This window comes from Flavobacterium sp. HNIBRBA15423 (genome assembly GCF_052655965.1).
The window spans coordinates 3,217,501-3,239,212 of sequence record NZ_CP199751.1; the positions used below are offsets into that span (position 1 = coordinate 3,217,501).

The window sequence follows — 21,712 nt, forward strand, 5'->3', positions numbered from 1 at the left end:
TTTAACGATATAAAGCCTTTAATGTTTTATTTCGGCAAATCTAATTATTTAATCGATTTAAAAAACAAACCATACAAAGTTTAACTTTTGACATATAAAAACTGTAGTTAATGTTAACTTACGAGATAAAACTATTAAATTGAAAAAAGAGCCATTTGGCTCTTTTTTGTTAATATTACTTCTTATCAACTTGTTTATTAAACTCTTTAAATAATTCTAACAAATTCATTGCTGCTTTCACTAAATCATTTGTTTCTAACAACAATCCGAAATATAATTTACTGTTTTTTGGGCTATTCTCTGTTGTTCTTATTCTAATAATTTGCTTTTGAATCAGTTCTGAAATAGAATCTAAAAGTGTTCCTTTCTCTTTTAAAATTTCATCTATCTGAGAAAAATCTTCTTTCTGCAAAACAATATCTAATCTTTCAAATAAATTTTGCAACTTATTATCAACCGATTTTAAATCTCTTATTTGATTAAATTTTAATTGTTTATGATTATTATTAATATGTGAATGACTATTTAAAGTAATATAACCTATAGATTGTACCATATCCTGTAAATATCCTAAAATAAGAACATAAAATTTACTAGCTTCAAGAGATGTTTCGTCCAAATCCTTAATTACATAATAGACATTACTTTTTAAATCATCTATATCTTTTTCTAACTTTTTAAGTTTCTTTTTATTCTCTTTTAATTTAGCAAGATCTTGTAACCCAAGATTATTAATAACATCTGTATATAAAGTATTTGTTTTACGAATGACTTTACCTACTTGAGATGAACTTTCTGAAATTACTTCTTTAATAGAAAATATGTCTTCTCTTTTAAGTTTAACCTCTTCTTCTTTTTCTTTTGTCTTTTTAACATGTTTTCTAGCACTTCTGTATAAAAGAATTCCTACGGTAACCATCAATGCAAAAAAAGCAAAAACTTTACCAAAGTTTAATAATACTGCAATAATTCCTGCCATTAAAAAAGCAACAAATGCAGTAACAAACCAACCTCCTATCACATTAATAACACCAGCAACTCTATATACTGCACTTTCTCTATCCCAAGCCCTATCAGCAAAAGATGTTCCCATAGCAACCATAAATGTTACATAAGTAGTAGACAATGGCAATTTCAATGAAGTTCCTATAGCAATTAATATACTCGCTACCATTAAATTTACAGATGCTCTTACCATGTCAAAAGCAGGTTCTTCACTCTTCTTTAAAGTTGATTTTACTTTTGTAAACTGCTTGTCTATTTTAACTTCAAGGGATTTTGGCAAAAAATAATTCAATGCTTGTCCCACATACATTACACCTCTAACAACCACTCTTGAAGCATTATTTGCATCAAACTTTTCTGTACCTTCACTTTGTCTTGATAAATCAACACCAGTAGCAATAACATCTCTAGCTTTCTTTGAGGTCCAAAGAGTGTACACCATAATTCCTCCTCCAATTAATAACAACCAAAAGTTAGCTTTCAATTCTGAGGAAGCTAATGCTCCCATCAACATGTTAGAATCACTTCCGTTTGCTATATATATATCATAAGATTGTAATGCTGCAATAGGCACTCCAATAAAATTTACTAAATCATTTCCTGCAAAAGCAAGTGCTAATGCAAAAGTTCCAACAATAATAATTACTTTAAAAATATTTATTTTCAAAGTAATTAAAACCTGAGACAGAATAGTCCAAAACAAAAAACTTAATCCTATAATTAACAACTGATTTTCTTTCATGAATTCTTTCAAATCAGCTGTCATAAATGATGAACTCTTTAATCCTTTAAATAGAATGAAATAAGTAATTGCAGAAATTCCAATTCCTCCAAAAATAGCTCCAAAATATTTTATTCTTTTTTCATAATGAAACGAGAAAATAATTCTTGAAACATATTGAATTAATGCACCTATTGAAAATGATAAAACAACAGATAATAGAATACTAGTTACAATTTCAGTCGCTTTTTCCTGATTGATGAAATCTAAAATCGAATTTGTATTATCATCATTAGTAATCATTTTATATATTCCCAAACACACAGCTCCTCCCAGTAAAGAAAAGACTACTGAGACAGTTGTAGATGTTGGCAAACCCAATGAATTAAAAATGTCTAACAACAATACATCAGTAATCATTACTGCTAAAAATATAATCATTACATCGTTAAACGTAAACATAGCGGGCACAAAAATTCCACTACGTGCAATTTCCATCATCCCACTGGAAAACAAAGCTCCTAAAGCGATACCAATACTAGCTACAATCATTAAGGTTTTAAAAGGCACTGCCTTTGACCCTATTCCTGAATTTAAAAAATTAACCGCATCATTAGCTACACCAACCATCAAATCTATTGAAGCTAAAAGTGCTAATGCTATAAGCATTACAAGATATATTTGTTCCATTTAATCTTAAAATTTATTCTACTGCAAAAGTCCTTTAACTATTTCTTTCCAATGTTAAGTTAATGTTATTAATTTTAAATTTTAAAAATATATAATTTGCAATATGGTAATCATTTATGTACCTTTAAATTCATTATTAACAATAAAAACAAACAATTATGGCAGTATTAAAAGTTATAGAAGTATTATCAAGTTCAGAAAAAAGTTGGGAAGACGCTACAAAAACAGCTATTGAAAAAGCTTCAAAATCATTAAAAAATATACGCTCAGCTTATGTTCAAGATCAAAGTGTTACTGTAAAAAATAATGAAGTAACTGAATTCAGAGTAACGTTAAAAGTCACTTTTGAATTAGAATAATCTTAATTCTTTATTTATCTTTAAGCGTTCCTAATGAACGCTTTTTTTATAATTATTTATGAACGAACTACATAAAGAATCTAGCCCTTATTTACTTCAACATGCTACAAATCCTATTTATTGGAAAGCTTGGAATGAAAAAACATTACAACATGCTAAACAAAACAATACACTTATAATTATAAGTATTGGTTATGCAGCTTGCCATTGGTGTCATGTTATGGAACACGAATCTTTTGAAGATGAATCTGTTGCCTCAGTAATGAATGACTCTTATACTTCCATAAAAGTAGACCGAGAAGAGCGACCAGATGTTGATGCCATCTATATGAAAGCCATACAAATAATGAGTGGTCAAGGTGGCTGGCCTTTAAATGTGGTTTGTTTACCAGACGGAAGACCTGTTTGGGGTGGCACCTATTTTAGGAAAGAAGAATGGACAAATGCATTAGAACAACTACAAAGTTTATTTGAAACCAATCCTGAAAAAATGATTGAGTATGCTGAAAAACTTCATGAAGGCATTCAATTAATTGGATTAATCCAAAAAAGTAATTCTAATGTTATTTTTACAGAAATTCAAGCTCAAGAATTATTGAAAAAATGGCAAAAAAGCTTTGATTTAGAATATGGTGGTTATGCAAGAGCTCCTAAATTTATGATGCCCACCAATTTAGAATTTCTTCAACGTTTTGGACACCAAAATAAAAACAAATCCATTTTAGAATATATTGACAACACCTTAACTAAAATGGCTTGGGGTGGTTTATTTGATACAGTAGAAGGTGGTTTTTCTAGATATTCAGTTGACGTTAAATGGCATATTCCTCATTTTGAAAAAATGTTATACGATAATGCTCAACTTCTTTCTGTTTATGCAAATGCTTATAAGCGAACTCAGAACGAATTATATAAAGAAGTTATAGAAAAGACAATTTGTTTCTGTGATAATGAACTTTTAAATGATAAAAAAGGATATTTTGCTTCTCTTGATGCAGATAGTTTAAATGAGCAAAATCACTTAGAAGAAGGTGCTTTTTATAGCTGGAAAAAAGAAGAACTAGAATTAATTTTAAAAGAAGATTTTGATTTATTTTCCAAAGTATTTAACATCAATTCTTTTGGATTTTGGGAAGAAGAAAAAAAATATGTCTTAATTCAAAATCAATCTTTAAATGAAATTGCTACTACCAATAATATTTCAGTTGAAATTTTAAAGGAAAAAAAGAAAAATTGGGAACAACTTCTTTATGACATTCGTAAAGAAAGAAAAAAACCTAGATTAGATGACAAAAGTATTACTTCGTGGAATGCTTTACTAATTAAAGGTTTAGTAGATAGTTATAAAGCATTGGATAACCCAAAATACCTTCATAAAGCTATAAATATTGCTGACTTTATTATAAACCAACAATGGAATGAAGCAGGATTTCTTTGGCACACTTATAAAAACAATCATAGTAAAATTGAAGGTTTCCTAGAAGATTATGCCTTTACCATAGAAGCGTTCATTGCTCTTTACCAAGTTACCTTAGATAATAAATATTTAATGAATGCTAAACAATTAACCGATTATTGTTTTGAACATTTTTATAACGAGAAAGAACAATTTTTCTCCTTTACCTCAAGAAATGCTGATGCGCTAATTGCCACACATTATGAAATTGAAGACAATGTAATTCCTGCTTCAAATTCGGTAATGGCACATAATCTATATGCTTTGAATATTTATTATGAGAATTCATACTATGAAAAAGTGTACCAAAATATGTTAAATAGTATTCTTCCTACTATAGATTATGCCTCAGCCTTTTCAAATTGGCTTTCTCTTTGGATGAATACATTAGAAACTCAAAAAGAACTAGCTGTTTGTGGGGAAAATGCTTTAGAAAACATAAAAAAAATAAACAACTTATACGTTCCAAATATAATAGTGGCTGGAAGTACTAATGAATCAGATATTCCATTTTTAAAAGATAGATTTGATAAAGAACAGGACTTATTTTACCTTTGCAGTAACAGAACTTGTCAAATTCCCGAAATAAAAATCGAAAACATTATAAAAATAATAAAAAATGAGTAGCGAAAAAATTGAACAATATTTAGAAATAATAATAAAAACAATTGTTGAATATTCTCCAAAAGTTGTCACAGCTATACTAATATTATTTGCAGGGTTGTGGTTAACAAGCATTATTACAAAAACCATAAAAAAGATATTACGTAAACGAGAAATTGACTTAACGTTATCTAATTTTATTGGTAATTTCATTTTTTGGACGTTACGTATTTTAGTCTTTATAACAGTAATTTCAAATTTAGGTGTTCCTACTTCTTCTTTTGTAGCTATTTTAGGAGCTGCAGGTTTAGCAATAGGTTTAGCCTTACAAGGATCATTATCTAATTTTGCAGGAGGTATTCTAATTGTTTTATTTAAACCTTTTAAATTAGACGATGTAATTGAAGCACAAGGTGAAATAGGAACAGTGAAAGAAATACAAATTTTTAATACACGTCTTTTAACGGCCAATAATCACACCGTGTATATTCCTAATGGATCTTTATCTAATGGTGTTATTAAAAATTACACTCAAGAAGGTATTCGAAGAATTGATTTAACTATTGGTGTCGATTATAATTCCGATTTAAAACAAGTTAAAGAAGTTATTTTAGATGTTTTAAGTAAAAACGAATTGGTTTTAAAAGAACCAGCACCAACAGTTTTAGTAATGCAATTAGCAGATAGCTCAATAAATCTAGCAGTAAGACCTTGGGCAAAAGCAGAAGACTTTTTAACTGTTCATAGCGAAACACTTGAACAATGTAAAGTAGCCTTCGATAAAGTGGGAATTGAAATTCCTTATCCACACCAAGTAGAAATTAAAAAGAAATAAAGATTTTATTTATTCAAAACAAAATCTTTTAAATAATAAGGTTCGAAATAAGCGACATCTACAAAGTCGCTTTTTTTGTACTTTTCAAATGACAACTCACTCATTTCATTCGCAGAAGGATAAACAACTTCATCATGAAAAACAAACTTAGTGTATGTTAATGTCTCTTTAAACTTTAAGGCTCCATCACCAACTAAATGAATGGTATCGTTTATTTCATTATAAGAAGATTCATCAATAATTTCTGCTTTTGTCTCTCTTGTTTTTAAATAATTTTTATCAAAAAAAGCAGTATATACTTCCATTCTTCTAGCATCAATCATAGGAATAATAATTCCTTCATCAATTTTAATTCTTCTAGCTAATAATGCTAATGTATCAATGGCAATCATTGGCAAATCTAATGCATAGCACAATCCTTTTACAGAAGAAACGCCTATTCGCAAACCAGTATAAGAACCAGGTCCTTGACTTACAGCAATAGCATTTAAATGTTTCAAGCTTAAATTTACTTCCTGCAAAATAGCTTCTATAAAAACATGCAACTTTTCTGCATGAGAAAAATTTTCTGTTGCAATTTCTTTACAAATAATAGTTTTGCCTTCTTTGGCTAGTGAAACCGAACAGTTTTTTGTTGCTGTTTCTATGTTTAAAATAAGGGACATTTATTTGTTATTTAATAAAGCTTCTAATTCTTTTATCCTTACATCTTTATTTTTAGAATCTTCTACTAATACTTTTATTTGTTCAATTATATCCTCTGGAAACAAATTAATAGTTCCTTGATTATAACCAATTACACCTACACTACCTTCATTAGTTTTTACTTTATTAACTTGTTTTCCCTCTGTAAAATAACCAAAATCGACATCAAATTCTTTACAAATTTTATCCATTAAAGCAAAATCTATCTTTTGTGTTTGCCCGCTTTCTATATTGCTTAAAGTAGTTTGTGCAATTCCTAGTTTATGAGCTAATTCTGGTTGCGATAACTTGTGTTGTTCTCTTAATCTTTTTATTTTTATACCTACTTCCATAATTATTTGTTTTTTGGTGCGTTTTATTTAAAAACGAATAGTAAGCACAAATATAATTTTTAATTTTTGCATCTTAATTATTTTAATTCTAATTTTAAAAATCTTTTGTACTTATGAAAAAAATTAAGTTATTATCTTTTTTACTACTTATTCTCTTTTTTACCAATTGTGAAAAGGAGGAAGTTGCTACAGAAATGAAAAAGGATAACACAGCAAGTATTAGTTCTAGCAGAATTTCAATATCTGAATTATATAACGAAATACAATCACCAGAAATTAAAACGATTTTACAAAACCAATCTTTTTATAAATTTAGCAATGATTCTTTTTCAAGAATAAATGATGAAAATGTCACTTTCATTAAAATCCAAAAAAGAGATAGTCTAACAACTTATATTTTAAATCTTAATTCTTATTCACAACAAAATCCTTATTTTCTAAAGTTTATTATAACAAAAAATTATAATGAAACTGAAAAAGCAGGTTATATAAAATACATCCCAGCAACACCAATTGTGTTATTGGATTTAAAATCATTTACTGGTGAAGCTCAAATTTTAAATAACGAATTAGAAATAACTGCATCAACACACTTTATAAATGGAGTAAAACAAGAGCATCAAAGTAAAACAGAAAACCTTTCTAGAGGAAGATGTAGAGACTTAATTAGTATAGTAGAAGTAAAATGCAGCCATTCTGGAGAACATGGTGTAGGAGAATCATGTTCTTCCGGTTTTATAAACGATGCACATTACGAGATTTATATTACTACTACTTGTAATGACCCCTCAACACCAGTTGAAATTATAGACGATACTTCAAACCCTAATTTATATAATGATGGAGCAGGTGGAAGCATAACCGATGTACTAGAAAACATTTTAACTCCTGAAGAATTGCTTTGGTGGAATAATTCCAATGCAAATACTAAAAATACTATTTTAAATTATTTAAATCCTAGAGTAAATGACGGTAAAGCTTGGATATTTGTAAAAGAAGCTATAAAGGCTTTAAAAGATGGCGGTGAAGTGGATTTTTATAATGAGATTATTTATTTAGTAAATAAACCATGTCAAAATCAAATCATTAAAGATATTATGGCAATATCTTCACCTTTTACTAATTTAATTAAGCAAACTTTTAATAGTTCTGAAAATGTTAATTTGAAATTTTCTAATGGAACTATACAAGAAGGAAGTGCTTATACAAATCCTTTTTATTATGGAAATAACAATAATTTTACAATTAGTATTTTATTTGATAATACTTTCTTAGACACGAGTACTGATTTAGGTATAATAGCAACTACTTTGCATGAATTAGTTCATGCTTATTTAATGAAATTATATTTGAAAGGTGAATTAGTTTCAGTAAGCTCGAATTATAATGATTTATTGAATGCTTTTATAGCATTTTATGACAATCAAGTTGATGATACTTTTATTACTTTAGATAATGAGATACACAATGCAATGAAAGATTTTATAGACAAGATGGGAAATAGTATTTATAATTATGCTATTAGTAAAAATATTAATGTTACACCAGATTTTTGTGTTAACTTAGCTTGGGGTACAATGTCTGGAACTGAACTTTTTAATGAAGTTTTAACACCTACTCAACAACTTATAAATAATAATATATATGCAATTGAACAAGATAATATTCAATCAGAAGGAGCTAAAGGGATTCCTTGTAATTAGTAATTTTATATTTCTAATATTTTTATCATATGGTTTTAAAGATAAAAACAACGATTATGAAATACTAAACTATATAGTAAATAAAAATGCTTCAGAATCTATATGTCTAGAAGAAAACAGAAATAATAACCAAATTATATCAATTGTAAAAGAATTACAAGAAATTGATGATAAAGGGGATTTATTAGAAATGGATAGTATAAAAAATAATTATGGTATTCAAAAAAATGAAATATTTGAAAATATTTTTAATCCTGTATCATATGAACACCTTTTAAAACAAAAAGATAATTCTAATTGGAATTTTAATAATATAAAAAATCCGAAAATTAAAAAATGTAAAGAAAATAATAACAATAAAACTGTTTTGTATGTTTCTAAACCAATATACACCAATGAAAATAAATTTGCATTAGTACATATTACTAAAAGAACAACCAGTTATATTTTAATATTACAAAAATCTAAAAATGAATGGAAAGAATATAAAATTATTGCCCCAATGTTTTTTCAAAAGGTTAAAAAACATATCAAATAATGCGAAATGAAAATTTCAATTGTAATAACTAGTCTACTTTTTTATTCTTCCATTTTGTTGGGTCAAAATACAAACAAAATAAAGATATATGTTAAAACAGAAATAGATTCCAGCATATTTAAAATACAAAAAGAGTATAGTAAAGGAGAAAAAGGTTATGTTTTTATAGATAAATCTAGAGAGAGCTTTTTATTTAGTGACAATTGTAAAGCAGATACGCTTTCAATTTCCAAATTGAAAAACTATAAAATTTCTTCAATTGAAGAAATAAAAAAAATGGAGAAAAGAACGATTTAAAGAAGTTCAAAAGAAGAATAAAGAAACAGGTACTTATAATTTACCTATTCATACTTTTGACAAAAACTATATTTTTGAAACTTATTTAATCGAAATTATTTCTGATCAACAATTTATCATTTATCCTGTAAAATGGAGAGGGCAAGGAATAAAAATGTAAAAAAGTTAAAAAGAATTTAATTGAATTTAATTACAATTTTGACTTTAATTTCATAGACCTTTTTAAGAAATTGGAAAATAAAAAGGTAATAATAATTTTAAATGATAATAAGAAATATAGGTATATAATAATCAACGAAATCATACAATATCAAAGAGAACAATCATAATTAATATAGGTACTAATTTATTATAAAGACAAGACAATTGCATAAAACAGATTAGGCAATTGTCTTTTAAACAATCACAATATGAAAAAAATAGTCTTATTATTTATTCTATTTATATCATTTAAAGGTTTATGCTGTTCTTGTGATAGTGTGAACCCAATAATTGAATTTTATCAATCAAAATATGTATTTGAAGGAACTATTATTTCTAAAGAGTATGCCAAAGACAGTCTTACTTATAATGTGATATTTGACATTACTAAGCATTATAAAAATGGAGATAATCCAAAAAACATAGAATTTACTGTAACTGCTGAAGGTGAATACACGGGTAAGTATTCCTCTTGCGATTGGAGAGCTGCAAAAGATGAAAAATGGTTAGTCTATGCTCGTGAATACAACAATAAGATAGTTTTCAGTGGAATGTGTTCTAATTCAAAAGTTATTAATGAGAGAAAAATAATTGCTTATGAACAAGAAAAACTAGATAATGGTAACTCATTTAGATTACAAAACTATATTTATAACAATGAAAATTGTTTTAATGGTACACAAGCTATAACTAATATAGAAAAAATCCTAAAAAACGGAAAAATTAAAGATTATGAAAAACCTTATGCGTGGCTATATTTATATATAAATAAAAATGGAAAATTAAAATCAGTTACATTGCATAACAACTATTTCCCTAAAACAGATACTATCTTTAACCTTACTAGTCAATTCAATATAAAATTAAGAAAACCACTTAGCCTATTTGAAAAAGAGGCTATTAAACTAGCTAAAAAAATAAAGAAATGGGAAATAAAAAAACATAAAAAAACAAATGTTCCTGTTTCTTACATTAAACATTTGTCTATTGCTTTTGACCCAATTAAAAAAGAATGGAAATATGAACTTTAGAACTACTTCTTCAACAAATCTTCCAACTCCTTTATTTTAGCGTCTTTGGTTTTAATTTCAGTAACTAAAGATTGTAATTGCTCAATTAAATTTTCCGGAAAATTGTACACAGTTCCAACATTATAAGCAATTGTTCCTTCATTCTTTTTTACTTTATTTACCTGTTTGCTTTCGGTAAAATAGCCCAAATCGACATCAAATTCTTTACAAATTTTGTCCATTAAAGCAAAATCTATTTTTTGTGTTTGCCCGCTTTCTATATTGCTTAAAGTAGTTTGTGCAATGTCTAGTTTATGCGCTAGCTCTGGTTGCGATAATTTATGTTGCTCTCTTAATCTTTTAATTTTTATACCTACTTCCATACTCTTACAATTTTAAAAAATGTATTTACAAATATAATTTTAAATTTTTCAAGTTATACTGTAAAACAAAAAAAGACGCAAATAAAATTTGCGTCTCAAAAAAATAACCTTAACTATTCAACTACTTTTTTATTTTATCGTCTTTATTTCCTGCTACTTTTACTTTATCGTTAGTATTCAAATCTTTGGAAACCATTAAATAAGGACCAGTAATAATTTCTTCTCCTTTTTTCAATCCTTCCATTATTTCAATGTTGGTATCATCTTGAATACCGGTTTTAACAACTCTTAATTTTGCTTTGTCTCCCACTTTTACAAATACGCATTCAAATTTTTGATCAGGATTATAAGTACCTTTATTTTGCTCTTCTTCTTTTTCAAGTTCGGCAACAATATCTTTTTTAGTAGAAGTCGTATCTTCTTTAATCACAACGGCACTAATTGGTACACCTATAATATTTTGTTTTTTAGTAGTAATAATATCTACTGTTGCAGTCATTCCTGGACGAAATGGAGAATAATTAGGTGCTTTTCCTTTTAATAAATCTTCATAAGATTCTTTTAAAATTCTAACTTTTACTTTAAAATTAGTTACTTGATCTGCAGTTAAAGCAGAACTAGCCGAATTAGAAATACTAGTAACAATTCCTTTAAATTCTTTCTTTAAATAAGCATCTACTTCAATCTTAGCAGAATCACCAACGGTTACTTTTACTATATCATTTTCATTAACATCTACTTCTACTTCCATATTATTTAAGTTAGCCACACGAAGAATTTCAGTTCCAGCCATTTGTTGGGTTCCTAAAACACGTTCTCCTAACTCCACAGACAATAATGAAATGGTTCCATCTGCAGGAGCATAAATAGTAGTTCTTCCTAAATTGTCTTTAGCTTCTGTTAAAGTAGCCGAAGCACTTTGCACATTAAAATAAGCCGATTGTTTATTTGCTTCTGCTACTTCATAAGCAGACAAAATTCTATCCCATTCTGACTTTGAAATAACTCCTTTTTCAAACAAAGGTTTATTTCTATTATAATTTGCTTTTGCCTCTTTAACTTGAGCTTCAGCTTGGCTTAAACCAGCTTTTGTTGTTGATAACGAAGCAGCTGTTCTATTTACACCTGAAACATATATATCTGGATTTATTTTTACCAATAAATCACCTTTCTTTACTTGTTGACCTTCTTTAATAGGTAATTGAATAATTTCACCTGAAACTTCAGACGATATTTTTACTTCAATTTCTGGTTGAATTTTTCCAGTTGCAGAAACTGTTTCTACAATGCTCATTTGGCTCACTTTGGCAACTTCAACCTCTTTACTATCGTCATTATTACCTATAACGCCTCCTTTTTTTAATGCAACTAACACTATAATTAAACCTATAATGGTTCCTAATAAGATGTATATCGATTTCTTTGACATGGTTTATTGTTTTTGAATTAATGGTATTCCGAAATAAAATTCTAATATTTTTGTTCTAAAGATGTAATCATATTTTGTTCTTAACACATCAGATTGAGCGTTTTCTAAAGTAATTGAAGATTGAGTAAAATCGAAAGAATTCATTAAACCTACTTCATATCTTTCTTTAGCAAAATCATAAGCTAATTTTCTAGCTTCCAAAGTTTTTTGAGCTGCTTCAAAAGATTTTTTTGCATTGATTACATCATTATATGCCTGATACACATTTCTTTCTAAATCTAATTCTGCTTGTTTAAATTGAAATTGTGTTCTTTGCAAATTTATTTTTGAACGTTGCACTCTTCCTCTTGTTGAGAAACCATTTAAAATAGGAACATTTAATTGTAAACCAATAGCAGTACCATCAAATAAAGACAATTGATCTGCAAAACTTAAAACTGCACTTTCTGACCATCTAGTATTATAACCTATAAAACCAGTTAAAGTTGGCAAATAAGATGATCGAGTTATCGACAAATCTTTTTTAGCAATGGAAACATTAGATTCAGCGATTTTTATATCATTAACTGCTTCTTTTGCTTTTGCTAAAATAGCTTCTTGACTTTCATTAACAATATTAGTCATTGGAACATCTATAGCTTCATCTGAAACATCAAAACTAGCATATTCTTCTAGTAATAACGTTTGACAAAGTGCTATTTTAGAAATCAATAAAGCATTTTCAGTACTTATTATTTGTTGTTCTTGAGTAGCGTCAGTTGCTATTAGTTCATAAATATCACCTGCAGGAACAGAACCAGCATCAATTAACTCTTGTGTTCTTTTAATATTCTCTTTAGTAATTTGATTTTGGTTCTTTTGAACTTTTAACTGCTCTTTATTAAATAGTATTTGCAAATAAGAATTGGCTACAGACAAAGCAATGTCGTCCTTCATTTTATCTAAACGATATTCATTTGCAATTTTATTTAATTTTGTTCTTTGTAATGTCTTCCAATTAGCCAATCCATTAAATAAAGTGATATTAGAATTTGCTGAAGCAGAAAAAGATTTAAAAGTTTGGTTTTCAAATTGATTGGTAGCAGGATTAATATTAGCTCCTGTATTAATACTATAATTAGCATTACCATTAAGTGTTGGCAAAAAACTTCCAATAGCCTCTAATTTTTCAACATCAGTGGTTTCTAAATCTAACTCCGATTGTTTTATTGAAATGTTATTCTTAATTGCATAGTCTACACATTCTTGCAAAGTCCATTTCTTTTCTTGTGCAAAAACATTTATTCCTATGAGTAAGAAAAAAATAAGTATTCTTTTAGTTATCATTATGGATAATTTATAAATGAATTTTCTTATAAGACCAAAAAAAGAAGTTTTTGTTACACTAATCATATAATATTTTATTTTTGTGGTCAAATTATTTGAAAATGAAATACATCATCAATCTTCTTTTAGTAACTCCTCTATTATCTTTCTTGGTTTCTTGTGGTACAACAAGTAAAATTGAAGCATTAAAACCACCTTTATCAGACGATAGTCCTATGGTCTTTAAAAATAAAACTTCTTTTATTTCTTTACCAACAGAAATTAATTTAAAAGATATTGAAATGCTTTTAAACAAAAACATGAATGGATTAATTTATGAAGATACTAACATTGATGATGATGACACGGAAATGAAAATTTGGAAAACTGCTCCTATTCATCTAACAGAAATTAATGGGGAAATTATTTCCGAAATTCCAATAAAAATTTGGACTAAAATAAGATATGGAACGAGTTTCATGGGTTTAAATGACACCAAAGAAATTAATTTAAACGGGATAATTACGCTAAACAGTAAGGCACATTTATACAATTGGAAACTAACAACAAAATCAACTATTAAAGATTTTAATTGGAGCGAAAGTCCAAACATTGTCATTGCTGGCAAAAAAGTACCTATTACTTATATAATTAATCCAACACTTGCCATTTTTAAAAGTAAAATTGCTAAAATGATTGATGATGCTATTGATACTTCTTGCGATTTTAAACCTATGGTTTTAGATACTATGGAAAAAATAAGCACTCCTTTTTTAACAAATGATGCTTATGAAGCGTGGTTTAAATTAGTTCCTGTAGAATTATATGTAACAGAAGCTGAACTAAAAAACAGTAAAATAACCATGGATATGGGTTTAAAATGTACCATGCAAACCATGATAGGTCAAGAACCTAAAAATACATTTGATAAAAATAAATTGATTTTAAAACCTGTCACAAAAATCCCAGATGAATTTGAAGTAGCAGTTGCAGCCGTTTCTACTTATGAAAGTGCTTCAAAAGTAATTACTAAGAACTTTCAAGGACAAGAATTTGGTTCTGGAGGTAAAAAAGTAACGGTTCAAAAAGTAAATCTTTGGCAAAATGAAGGAAAATTAATTATTGCTTTGGATTTATTAGGTTCTGTAAGTGGAACTATCTATTTATCGGGTTATCCACAATATAATACAGTAACTAAAGAAATATTTTTTGACAAATTAGATTATGTATTGAATACTAAAAGTGTGTTATTAAAATCGGCCAACTGGTTAGCACAAGGCACTATTCTACGCAAAATCCAAGAAAATTGTAGGTATTCCATTCAAGAGAATATGAATGAAGGCAAAAAGAACATGTCTACTTATTTGAATAATTATTCTCCTATGAAGGGTGTTTTTATAAATGGAACAATGAGCGATTTCACATTTGAAAAAGTAGAATTAACCAACAAAGCAATTATAGCTTTCATTTCTACCAATGGAAAAATGAAAATTAGAATTGACGGAATGGAGTAAATTTATTCCGTTGCTTCATACAATTTTATAATGAATCTTCTGAAGAGTCTGTTGTTTTATATGTTATACATTTGAATAATGTTTCTTTAAAACAAAATCTACACATTCTAACTTAAATGCATAATCATACTTGACTTTTCTTTCCATAAAAATGCTCCCAAATGAGTATCTAGCTTTTTGGGAGTAATACATAAAGCGTGTTTTTTACTTTGATAAAAGATAATCTTTATAGGCTTTCTCTGCAATTGAATCTAATTCTCTACTTGCATAATAATTTAAACAACTATAAGATATAAAATTTTTATTTAACAAATGTTCTTCTCCTTTATCGATTTTAATATTAGCTTTTGGTAATTCTTGAATAATCTTTTTTCCTAAAAGTCTTGCTTGATTGATTATTTCAAAATCTAAATCTAAATTAGCATTGAAAAGGTCTTTATTTTTAAGAACTATTCTTAAACTATCGTTTTCCAACCCTTCATTAATACATCCATAAAAAACTTCATATTTGTATGAGTTTACCCATGTTTTTTTTTCATTCTGATAATACGAAAACTTATCTCTTTTATAAGTGTTACAAGATGCAAATATTACTACTATTAAAATTATTATTTTTTTCATTTTCTGTATTTTTAGTCTAATTTCCAAATATCAATATACTCGATTGGAGCTGGTGGTGAGTCGTAAAAATGACATCCAAAAACACATTCTCCTTCATTAATTAAATCTGCATGACCAGATGCCCATTGGGAATTTGTAGAGACTAATGAAAAAATCCCTTTTACTCCAGAAGTCAAATCGGGATAATTCTCTCCATTTATCCCTCCCTCAGACCCTTCAATATGAATATGATTTTCATTATAAGGTGTTGAAGAAGTTGATGGATTGGTTCCAAATGTTTCTCTCATCCATTTATTTAAAGCTTTAGCATTTAAAAAATAATATTTACCATCACTTCCTTGTATTGTCCCTGGATTTCCAGAGGTTGTTGTTATTTGAGGAATATTAACACCTGAATAATTTAATGCTCTTGAAACTTTTAATGCACAATAGCCTCTAGACAGTGATGGATAATTACTATAAGCGGTTTCAACATCCCCACCCACTAAATCTACTAAATCCGCACCATTCATTCTTGGATATGATAAATCAAAATCATCCCAACTTGGTAAATCTTGCTGTTCAAATGCTAAATCAGGATTTTCCCAATAATCTTCATCATAAAAAAAATCTTGTCCTTCCCGTGGTGTTAAAAACCAATTCTTAAATTGTTCTAAAGTTACGTCTGGGTTATTTGATCTATAATCCAAAGACCAACTAACAAAATTACTATCTAGAGAGTTTTCAAAAGAGTAAATCAATAATTCGTACGCAAAAAGTATAGCTCCGTTAGATTGATAATCATTAAAAAGATAATCTATAATAGATTCATTATTTTGTGAACTAGCCGTTTGTATGACATAATCTCTAATATCAAAAATTGTTTGTGTATTAACATTCATAAGATTATTGTTCAAAAAATTATAATAAGCCCAAAAGTTTAATTTTTCATGAGCCACATGTGATAAATTAGGGCTGTAAGAATTTAATTGAAAATTATAAAAATTATTTAGTGCTGTTGTAGCATTTGGTGTATTTCTATTATTAACTGTATTGCCATGATTTTTAAAATATTCTACTAGATAGGCATACACCCAAGTATTATTACTTGTAAGTGATCTTATATTTTGAGGTAAGGCATTAAAATAGTTAGCTACTTGACCTGCAAGAACAAATTCAGAGTTAGTTGGGTCTTCATCACCATTATAAATATTAGGTATAAATATACCAGAACCATTATAAGTACCACCACCGTTTGAACCATTATTCCCTCCATTATTTGGGTCATTTGGATTTCCATTATAACCACCGTCTCCACCACCTCCATCTTCGCTGCAATCTTCTGCAAGAGTTATAAATACTTCTTTGGTAGCTCTAGTTCCGTCAGCATTGAAACATCTCGGGTTTTCATCTGGTGTAACTAATTCTCCTCCACATGCATCAACTGTTTCATAATAACCTACTGTTATACAATCTGATCCTGTTCCTCTATTGGCAGAAGTGTTGTTTGACAAATTAGTTACTTCGATAGAAGTAGTAGCATTTGAAATAGATTGTTGGTCTAAGAACAGTAAAGGAGTATTTAGATTAAATTTTACTAATAAGGTTCTTTGTTCTCCATTAGGAAAATTTTCTATAATTAAATTTTGAAAATGATTAAGGTTGACATCTTGTTGTACTTTAAATGAAAAAGAATTGAAGCCATCTTCCCTTTGTAAATGCACAATGTTTGTAGTGTCTACTAAAACGCCTTGAATAATAGCATTTCTTTGTGAAAAATCGTTTTTTAATTCTAAAACTTTTAGCGATACTTTTTTATTAATTTTTGCTACTTCATTAAAAGTAATTGTTTTGAAATTAAAGTTGTTTTTATTAGTGGTAACTTCATCTATATCAAAATCCTTTTCACAATTGGTAAAAAACAAAATAATAAAGGCAAATAATAAGGGTTTTAGTTTTTTCATATAGAGAATATAAAGTTAATAGTATTTTTGATAAACGCAAAAGTAAAAAAAATATTACTAACTAGGACAATAACTCCTATGTAATTTTTAGGATAATAAACAAATTTTGTATGTGCGTAAAAATGTAGATATAAAATTTATGAAAAAGTTTGGCTCTAATCTTAAAAAAATAAGATTAGCCAAGCATATAACTCAAGCTCAACTTGCTATTGATTGTGATGTAGATGTCTCTGTAATTAGTAGAATTGAAAGAGGTGTGGTTAATACTTCTTTGTCAAACATTTACAGTATAGCTAAAGCTCTTGAAATTGAACCTAAAGAATTATTTGATTTTTAATTCTACGTTTTCCTCTTTTTTCTTAGCATATTTCATTCTATAAATAGCGTAACCAGCCACTGCAACTAAAAGGTAAGGAATTACCATAAGATAAACAATTCCATCGTTAATGGCTTCTGCTTGCACGCCACTTTCTTCACTTTCTAAAGCTGCTCTACACATAGCGCATTGAGGAAAAGAATATAGAGAATAGAATATAGAGAATAGAACTAAGAAAACTCTTCTACTAAACCATCTTTTATCTTTGTTCTTTGTTCTTTGTTCTTCGTTAAGCATAATAAGGAGAAATCATTAAGTAAACTACAACTCCAGTAATAGCCACATATAACCAAATAGGAAAGGTAATTTTTGCTATTTTTTTATGTTTATCAAATCGTTGTGCTAAGGCTTTTACATAAGTAATTAGAACCAATGGAATGATTACTATTGACAATACAATATGGGTAATTAAAATAAAGAAATATACATAACGAATAACTCCTTCACCTCCAAAAGAAGTAGAATCTGAAGTCATGTGATAGGCAACATACATTACTAAGAATAAAACCGAACACAATATTGCCAGTTTCATTAAACGCTCATGCAAGGTTCTATTTCCGTTTTTAACAGCAATTACAGCAACAATTAATAAAATAGCTGTCACTCCATTTATTGTAGCATAAATAGGTGGCAAAAATGTTAAAGGTTGCACATCATATCCCATTTTTCTCAGGTTTACACCAAAAAGAATAGCAACTGCTAAAGGAATAATTACTGACAATACTATAATTAATTTATTGTATTTGGTTTCTATATTATTATTCTCCATTTGATTTATTATATTTTTTTGCAACACCAATTTTAAAAAGCTAAATAATCTTAAAACTTACTTTTAACTTTATCAATCAGACTTCGCAAATCACACTTTAATTTTATTCTTCTAATAATTTTTTAATATCTTCTTTTATGGCTTGAATACCTTCTTTTTCAATACCATCATAATATAGAATAGGATTCCCAAATTCATCTTTTCTACATCTAATATTTCCTTCTTTATCAATTAAAGCAAATAATCCCGAGTGCTCAAAACCACCAGCAACTTTTTTGTTTTCACCAGTGTAAATATTAAACCCTTGATTTGCTAATTTATAAATATAGTCTTTATCTCCTGTGAGTAAATGCCAATTATAATGTTTTACTCCTAATAAATCGGCATGTTGCTTTAAAACTGTTGGTATATCAAATGCAGGGTTAATTGTTATAGATGCTATTCCAAATTTTGGGTTTCCATAAAATTCCTCTTGCAATTCCAACATGTTTTGATTCATAATAGGACAAATTGTGGGACATGTTGAAAAGAAAAATTCTACAACATATACCTTTCCTAAATAATCTTTGTCCGTTATCTTTTTGTTATTTTGGTCAGTCAGCTCAAAAGCTGGTACATGACCCATTGTATGTAAATCTGATTTTTGAAATTTAGCTATTATTTTTGGAATAGCCCAAATTCCGAAAATCAAAACAATAAAGGTAATTCCTATATATGATTTATTCTTCATAATTTATTATTTAGCTTGAGAAGATTTTTCCACTTCATTTACAATATTATCTTTGAATTCGTCTTTTCTTTTATTCTTTTTTAAAGCCAAACGATATTCTCTTAAAATAATTTTCACATCATCTGTCATTTCATTATGCAAATCGGCTGCTGACGAAGAATTATAGCTTTCTCTAAACTCTTCTTCTCCTTTTTTATTCTTTCCAATTCTTCCTCTATGATTGATGTTTTTATCCAAAATAATAACATTTGGTGTACCTGCATTAGCATTCAAACTCGTTTTCAAATGCAAACTGTCATGATATCTTTGAATTTGATCAGGAGTAGCAAAAACAAATTTCCATCCTTTCATATCTTCAGTAATACGATCTAATTCTGAAATCATTTGTTGAATTTCAACTTCTGTGCCTATTGGAGCAATCATAACCAGTTGAAAATCTTCAAATCCAAAATATTTATTATAAATTTTTTGATTTAAATTAAACATATTAGCTTTAAACTCGACCATATCTGTTCCCGTAAAACCTAAAATAGTAATTTTATCTTTCAATTGCACTTTCTCATTTCTTAGTGCAGTCCAATCTTGAGGAATTTCGGAATTATTTTCAGAAAGCGTTGGAAGAAATAGAGAATTATGTTTGGCAGAAGCAAAAATAAGATAGGTAACTATAGGCAAAATGAAAAGAATGATAAGAACAACTTTATTTTTCATCTGTTAAACTTTTTTAGGCATTATTTAGTTACTACAAAAGTAAAAAAAATCCCGATGAATATCGGGATTTAATATATCTAAACAAAGGTTAAAATATCCATTTAAAATGTCCATTTTTAAATACTTCATAAATGTAATCTCCTTCTACAAGAACAATAAAACATAAATAAAGAATTAAAAACACTAAAGGTGCAACTATAGACCAACGTAAACTAGCTTTTTCTCCCTCTAAGTGCATAAAAGCCCACATAATGTAATATGCTTTTACTAACGTTAGAATAATAAATATCCAGTTTAATAAACTTGTAGATAAAAAGTGACCTCTAAATAAAAAATCTGGTTTAATAATACCTAAAGCAACTTCAACGGTTGTAATTACTGAAAGAAGTCCAAAAACAACCCAAATTCTTTTTGTATTTGATTCGTGTGCGTGTGCCATAACTTTTCTTTTTATATAATTATACTAAGTAGAAGAATGTGAATACAAATACCCAAACTAAATCTACAAAGTGCCAATATAATCCAACTTTTTCAACCATTTCATAACTTCTTCTCTTTTCATATGTTCCTAAAATTACATTGAAGAAAATTATAATATTAATAAGTACTCCTGTAAAAACGTGGAAACCGTGGAATCCAGTAATAAAGAAGAAGAAATTTGCAAACAATTTATGTCCGTATTCGTTTCTAATTAAATTAGCTCCTTCTACAACATATTTTGCATCATTTATTCTAGCTAATGATTGTTCTCTATTTAAAGCTATTTTTTCTTTATCATGAATTTTTTCAGATAAAATAACCAAGTCATTTTTTGCCTTAAAACCTTCTACCACTTCATTTACCGAATAAGATGGTAATGAAGATTCATCCATGAACCAAAATCCTTTATCACGAGTTAATTGTTCTCTTTCTTCTGGTAAAACCAAAGCAAAATCGGCTAAAGCTACTCTTTCGAATTTTCCTTCTTTATCTAACTTACCAAATTGAAGTATTGAACCACCAGTAGTTTCAACAGCTCCATATTCACCTTTTATAAAATTTTTCCATTCCCATGCTTGAGAACCTAGGAAAATAAGTCCACCAATGATAGTTAAAAACATATAAAAAGCAACTTTCCCTTTTTTCAAATGATGACCAGCATCTACAGCAAGAACCATAGTAACTGAAGAGAAAATAAGAATAAATGTCATTAAAGCCACATAATACATTGGTGCATCTACACCGTGTAAAAATGGAAAGTGAGTAAACACTTCATCGGCTATAGGCCAAGTTCCTATAAATTTAAATCTTGAAAAACCATAAGCCGCAAGGAATCCTGAAAATGTTAATGCATCTGATAAGATAAAAAACCACATCATTAATTTACCATAGGTTGCTCCCATTGGTCCTGGTCCTCCGTCTAGCAAAGCGTGATCGTCATGTGAAGTAACTGTCGCTCCCATATAATTTAATTGTTAAAAAGTTCCCAAATTTATT

23 protein-coding genes are annotated in these 21,712 nt (G+C 28.0%); 9 read left to right on the plus strand and 14 right to left on the minus strand.

Annotated features, from left to right (window positions below; translation table 11 throughout):
- Window positions 1-175 precede the first annotated feature (175 nt).
- The gene (locus ACULEV_RS14460; RefSeq protein ID WP_445455750.1) at window positions 176-2,416 is read right to left on the minus strand and encodes an inorganic phosphate transporter; all 2,241 of its coding nucleotides are present in this window, start codon (window positions 2,414-2,416) and stop codon (window positions 176-178) included.
- 158 nt (window positions 2,417-2,574) lie between these two features.
- On the opposite strand from ACULEV_RS14460, the gene ACULEV_RS14465 reads away from it, so the two are divergent.
- The 3 genes from ACULEV_RS14465 to ACULEV_RS14475 are packed head-to-tail and all read left to right on the plus strand — an operon-like array spanning window position 2,575 to window position 5,669.
- The gene (locus tag ACULEV_RS14465) at window positions 2,575-2,775 is read left to right on the plus strand and encodes a dodecin family protein (protein ID WP_445455751.1); all 201 of its coding nucleotides are present in this window, start codon (window positions 2,575-2,577) and stop codon (window positions 2,773-2,775) included.
- Between the two features lie 58 nt (window positions 2,776-2,833).
- Window positions 2,834-4,858 carry a thioredoxin domain-containing protein gene (locus ACULEV_RS14470; RefSeq protein ID WP_445455752.1) on the plus strand — a complete coding sequence of 675 codons (2,025 nt, stop codon included), beginning with the start codon at window positions 2,834-2,836 and terminating at the stop codon, window positions 4,856-4,858.
- Window positions 4,851-5,669, plus strand: coding sequence for a mechanosensitive ion channel family protein (locus ACULEV_RS14475; RefSeq protein ID WP_445455753.1), 819 nt, complete (start codon window positions 4,851-4,853; stop codon window positions 5,667-5,669). The genes ACULEV_RS14470 and ACULEV_RS14475 overlap by 8 nt, the downstream gene beginning before the upstream one ends.
- Before the next feature lie 5 nt (window positions 5,670-5,674).
- Here the strand turns inward: ACULEV_RS14475 and tsaB are convergent, their stop codons facing one another.
- Together tsaB and ACULEV_RS14485 are read right to left on the minus strand one after the other, a co-directional pair.
- Window positions 5,675-6,334, minus strand: a complete 660-nt coding sequence (gene tsaB / locus ACULEV_RS14480; protein WP_445455754.1) for a tRNA (adenosine(37)-N6)-threonylcarbamoyltransferase complex dimerization subunit type 1 TsaB — start codon at window positions 6,332-6,334, stop codon at window positions 5,675-5,677.
- Window positions 6,335-6,706: a helix-turn-helix domain-containing protein gene (locus tag ACULEV_RS14485; protein ID WP_445455755.1), complete on the minus strand. Its 372-nt coding sequence runs from the start codon at window positions 6,704-6,706 to the stop codon at window positions 6,335-6,337.
- A gap of 113 nt (window positions 6,707-6,819) precedes the next feature.
- Between ACULEV_RS14485 and ACULEV_RS14490 the strand changes: the two genes are divergently transcribed.
- From ACULEV_RS14490 to ACULEV_RS14505, 4 genes are all read left to right on the plus strand, one after another.
- The gene (locus tag ACULEV_RS14490) at window positions 6,820-8,409 is read left to right on the plus strand and encodes a hypothetical protein (RefSeq protein ID WP_445455756.1); all 1,590 of its coding nucleotides are present in this window, start codon (window positions 6,820-6,822) and stop codon (window positions 8,407-8,409) included.
- The gene (locus tag ACULEV_RS14495) at window positions 8,357-8,947 is read left to right on the plus strand and encodes a hypothetical protein (RefSeq protein WP_445455757.1); all 591 of its coding nucleotides are present in this window, start codon (window positions 8,357-8,359) and stop codon (window positions 8,945-8,947) included. The genes ACULEV_RS14490 and ACULEV_RS14495 overlap by 53 nt, the downstream gene beginning before the upstream one ends.
- Window positions 8,948-8,953: 6 nt before the next feature.
- A complete protein-coding gene (locus tag ACULEV_RS14500; protein WP_445455758.1) occupies window positions 8,954-9,244 on the plus strand; it encodes a hypothetical protein in 291 nt (96 codons plus the stop codon).
- Between the two features lie 410 nt (window positions 9,245-9,654).
- Window positions 9,655-10,476, plus strand: a complete 822-nt coding sequence (locus tag ACULEV_RS14505) for a hypothetical protein (RefSeq protein ID WP_445455759.1) — start codon at window positions 9,655-9,657, stop codon at window positions 10,474-10,476.
- Window positions 10,477-10,478: 2 nt separating this feature from the next.
- On the opposite strand, the gene ACULEV_RS14510 is transcribed toward ACULEV_RS14505, so the two are convergent.
- From ACULEV_RS14510 to ACULEV_RS14520, 3 genes are all read right to left on the minus strand, one after another.
- Entirely contained in the window at window positions 10,479-10,838 is a 360-nt protein-coding gene (locus tag ACULEV_RS14510; RefSeq protein ID WP_445455760.1) for a helix-turn-helix domain-containing protein, read from the minus strand.
- 121 nt (window positions 10,839-10,959) lie between these two features.
- Window positions 10,960-12,267 (minus strand): efflux RND transporter periplasmic adaptor subunit, encoded by a 1,308-nt coding sequence (locus ACULEV_RS14515; protein WP_445455761.1) that lies wholly within the window; start codon window positions 12,265-12,267, stop codon window positions 10,960-10,962.
- Between the two features lie 3 nt (window positions 12,268-12,270).
- Complete coding sequence (locus ACULEV_RS14520; RefSeq protein ID WP_445455762.1) at window positions 12,271-13,593, minus strand: TolC family protein; 1,323 nt, start codon at window positions 13,591-13,593, stop codon at window positions 12,271-12,273.
- A gap of 101 nt (window positions 13,594-13,694) precedes the next feature.
- Here ACULEV_RS14520 and ACULEV_RS14525 point away from each other — a divergent pair, with 101 nt between their 5' ends.
- On the plus strand, window positions 13,695-15,086 hold the full coding sequence (locus ACULEV_RS14525; protein WP_445455763.1) for a DUF4403 family protein: 1,392 nt from the start codon (window positions 13,695-13,697) through the stop codon (window positions 15,084-15,086).
- A gap of 204 nt (window positions 15,087-15,290) precedes the next feature.
- Here ACULEV_RS14525 and ACULEV_RS14530 read toward each other — a convergent pair whose 3' ends face one another.
- Both ACULEV_RS14530 and ACULEV_RS14535 read right to left on the minus strand, forming a co-directional pair.
- Window positions 15,291-15,707, minus strand: a complete 417-nt coding sequence (locus ACULEV_RS14530; protein ID WP_445455764.1) for a hypothetical protein — start codon at window positions 15,705-15,707, stop codon at window positions 15,291-15,293.
- 11 nt (window positions 15,708-15,718) lie between these two features.
- Window positions 15,719-17,650, minus strand: a complete 1,932-nt coding sequence (locus tag ACULEV_RS14535) for a T6SS effector amidase Tae4 family protein (protein WP_445455765.1) — start codon at window positions 17,648-17,650, stop codon at window positions 15,719-15,721.
- A gap of 139 nt (window positions 17,651-17,789) precedes the next feature.
- Between ACULEV_RS14535 and ACULEV_RS14540 the strand changes: the two genes are divergently transcribed.
- Window positions 17,790-17,987: a helix-turn-helix domain-containing protein gene (locus ACULEV_RS14540; protein ID WP_445455766.1), complete on the plus strand. Its 198-nt coding sequence runs from the start codon at window positions 17,790-17,792 to the stop codon at window positions 17,985-17,987.
- Here the strand turns inward: ACULEV_RS14540 and ACULEV_RS14545 are convergent.
- The 6 genes from ACULEV_RS14545 to ACULEV_RS14570 form a co-directional block, all read right to left on the minus strand.
- Window positions 17,973-18,263, minus strand: a complete 291-nt coding sequence (locus tag ACULEV_RS14545) for a hypothetical protein (protein ID WP_445455767.1) — start codon at window positions 18,261-18,263, stop codon at window positions 17,973-17,975. The genes ACULEV_RS14540 and ACULEV_RS14545 overlap by 15 nt on opposite strands.
- Window positions 18,256-18,795 (minus strand): DUF420 domain-containing protein, encoded by a 540-nt coding sequence (locus tag ACULEV_RS14550; RefSeq protein WP_445455768.1) that lies wholly within the window; start codon window positions 18,793-18,795, stop codon window positions 18,256-18,258. The genes ACULEV_RS14545 and ACULEV_RS14550 overlap by 8 nt, the downstream gene beginning before the upstream one ends.
- A 103-nt stretch (window positions 18,796-18,898) precedes the next feature.
- Entirely contained in the window at window positions 18,899-19,525 is a 627-nt protein-coding gene (locus ACULEV_RS14555; protein ID WP_445455769.1) for an SCO family protein, read from the minus strand.
- Window positions 19,526-19,531: 6 nt separating this feature from the next.
- Window positions 19,532-20,236: a hypothetical protein gene (locus tag ACULEV_RS14560; RefSeq protein WP_445455770.1), complete on the minus strand. Its 705-nt coding sequence runs from the start codon at window positions 20,234-20,236 to the stop codon at window positions 19,532-19,534.
- 88 nt (window positions 20,237-20,324) lie between these two features.
- The gene (locus ACULEV_RS14565) at window positions 20,325-20,675 is read right to left on the minus strand and encodes a cytochrome C oxidase subunit IV family protein (protein ID WP_445455771.1); all 351 of its coding nucleotides are present in this window, start codon (window positions 20,673-20,675) and stop codon (window positions 20,325-20,327) included.
- Between the two features lie 19 nt (window positions 20,676-20,694).
- Window positions 20,695-21,678 carry a cytochrome c oxidase subunit 3 gene (locus ACULEV_RS14570; protein WP_445455772.1) on the minus strand — a complete coding sequence of 328 codons (984 nt, stop codon included), beginning with the start codon at window positions 21,676-21,678 and terminating at the stop codon, window positions 20,695-20,697.
- Window positions 21,679-21,712 lie beyond the last annotated feature (34 nt).

What these genes read in the sequence shown, in the direction of transcription:
- ACULEV_RS14505 (WP_445455759.1), top strand. Translation starts at nt 9,655, where the DNA reads ATGAAAAAAATAGTCTTATTATTTATTCTATTTATATCATTTAAAGGT.
- ACULEV_RS14565 (WP_445455771.1), bottom strand. Translation starts at nt 20,675, where the DNA reads ATGGCACACGCACACGAATCAAATACAAAAAGAATTTGGGTTGTTTTT.
- ACULEV_RS14490 (WP_445455756.1), top strand. Translation starts at nt 6,820, where the DNA reads ATGAAAAAAATTAAGTTATTATCTTTTTTACTACTTATTCTCTTTTTT.
- ACULEV_RS14465 (WP_445455751.1), top strand. Translation starts at nt 2,575, where the DNA reads ATGGCAGTATTAAAAGTTATAGAAGTATTATCAAGTTCAGAAAAAAGT.
- ACULEV_RS14500 (WP_445455758.1), top strand. Translation starts at nt 8,954, where the DNA reads ATGAAAATTTCAATTGTAATAACTAGTCTACTTTTTTATTCTTCCATT.
- ACULEV_RS14470 (WP_445455752.1), top strand. Translation starts at nt 2,834, where the DNA reads ATGAACGAACTACATAAAGAATCTAGCCCTTATTTACTTCAACATGCT.
- ACULEV_RS14525 (WP_445455763.1), top strand. Translation starts at nt 13,695, where the DNA reads ATGAAATACATCATCAATCTTCTTTTAGTAACTCCTCTATTATCTTTC.
- ACULEV_RS14550 (WP_445455768.1), bottom strand. Translation starts at nt 18,795, where the DNA reads ATGGAGAATAATAATATAGAAACCAAATACAATAAATTAATTATAGTA.
- ACULEV_RS14515 (WP_445455761.1), bottom strand. Translation starts at nt 12,267, where the DNA reads ATGTCAAAGAAATCGATATACATCTTATTAGGAACCATTATAGGTTTA.
- ACULEV_RS14510 (WP_445455760.1), bottom strand. Translation starts at nt 10,838, where the DNA reads ATGGAAGTAGGTATAAAAATTAAAAGATTAAGAGAGCAACATAAATTA.
- ACULEV_RS14535 (WP_445455765.1), bottom strand. Translation starts at nt 17,650, where the DNA reads ATGAAAAAACTAAAACCCTTATTATTTGCCTTTATTATTTTGTTTTTT.
- ACULEV_RS14540 (WP_445455766.1), top strand. Translation starts at nt 17,790, where the DNA reads ATGAAAAAGTTTGGCTCTAATCTTAAAAAAATAAGATTAGCCAAGCAT.
- tsaB (WP_445455754.1), bottom strand. Translation starts at nt 6,334, where the DNA reads ATGTCCCTTATTTTAAACATAGAAACAGCAACAAAAAACTGTTCGGTT.
- ACULEV_RS14460 (WP_445455750.1), bottom strand. Translation starts at nt 2,416, where the DNA reads ATGGAACAAATATATCTTGTAATGCTTATAGCATTAGCACTTTTAGCT.
- ACULEV_RS14570 (WP_445455772.1), bottom strand. Translation starts at nt 21,678, where the DNA reads ATGGGAGCGACAGTTACTTCACATGACGATCACGCTTTGCTAGACGGA.
- ACULEV_RS14485 (WP_445455755.1), bottom strand. Translation starts at nt 6,706, where the DNA reads ATGGAAGTAGGTATAAAAATAAAAAGATTAAGAGAACAACACAAGTTA.
- ACULEV_RS14520 (WP_445455762.1), bottom strand. Translation starts at nt 13,593, where the DNA reads ATGATAACTAAAAGAATACTTATTTTTTTCTTACTCATAGGAATAAAT.
- ACULEV_RS14530 (WP_445455764.1), bottom strand. Translation starts at nt 15,707, where the DNA reads ATGAAAAAAATAATAATTTTAATAGTAGTAATATTTGCATCTTGTAAC.
- ACULEV_RS14555 (WP_445455769.1), bottom strand. Translation starts at nt 19,525, where the DNA reads ATGAAGAATAAATCATATATAGGAATTACCTTTATTGTTTTGATTTTC.
- ACULEV_RS14475 (WP_445455753.1), top strand. Translation starts at nt 4,851, where the DNA reads ATGAGTAGCGAAAAAATTGAACAATATTTAGAAATAATAATAAAAACA.
- ACULEV_RS14560 (WP_445455770.1), bottom strand. Translation starts at nt 20,236, where the DNA reads ATGAAAAATAAAGTTGTTCTTATCATTCTTTTCATTTTGCCTATAGTT.
- ACULEV_RS14545 (WP_445455767.1), bottom strand. Translation starts at nt 18,263, where the DNA reads ATGCTTAACGAAGAACAAAGAACAAAGAACAAAGATAAAAGATGGTTT.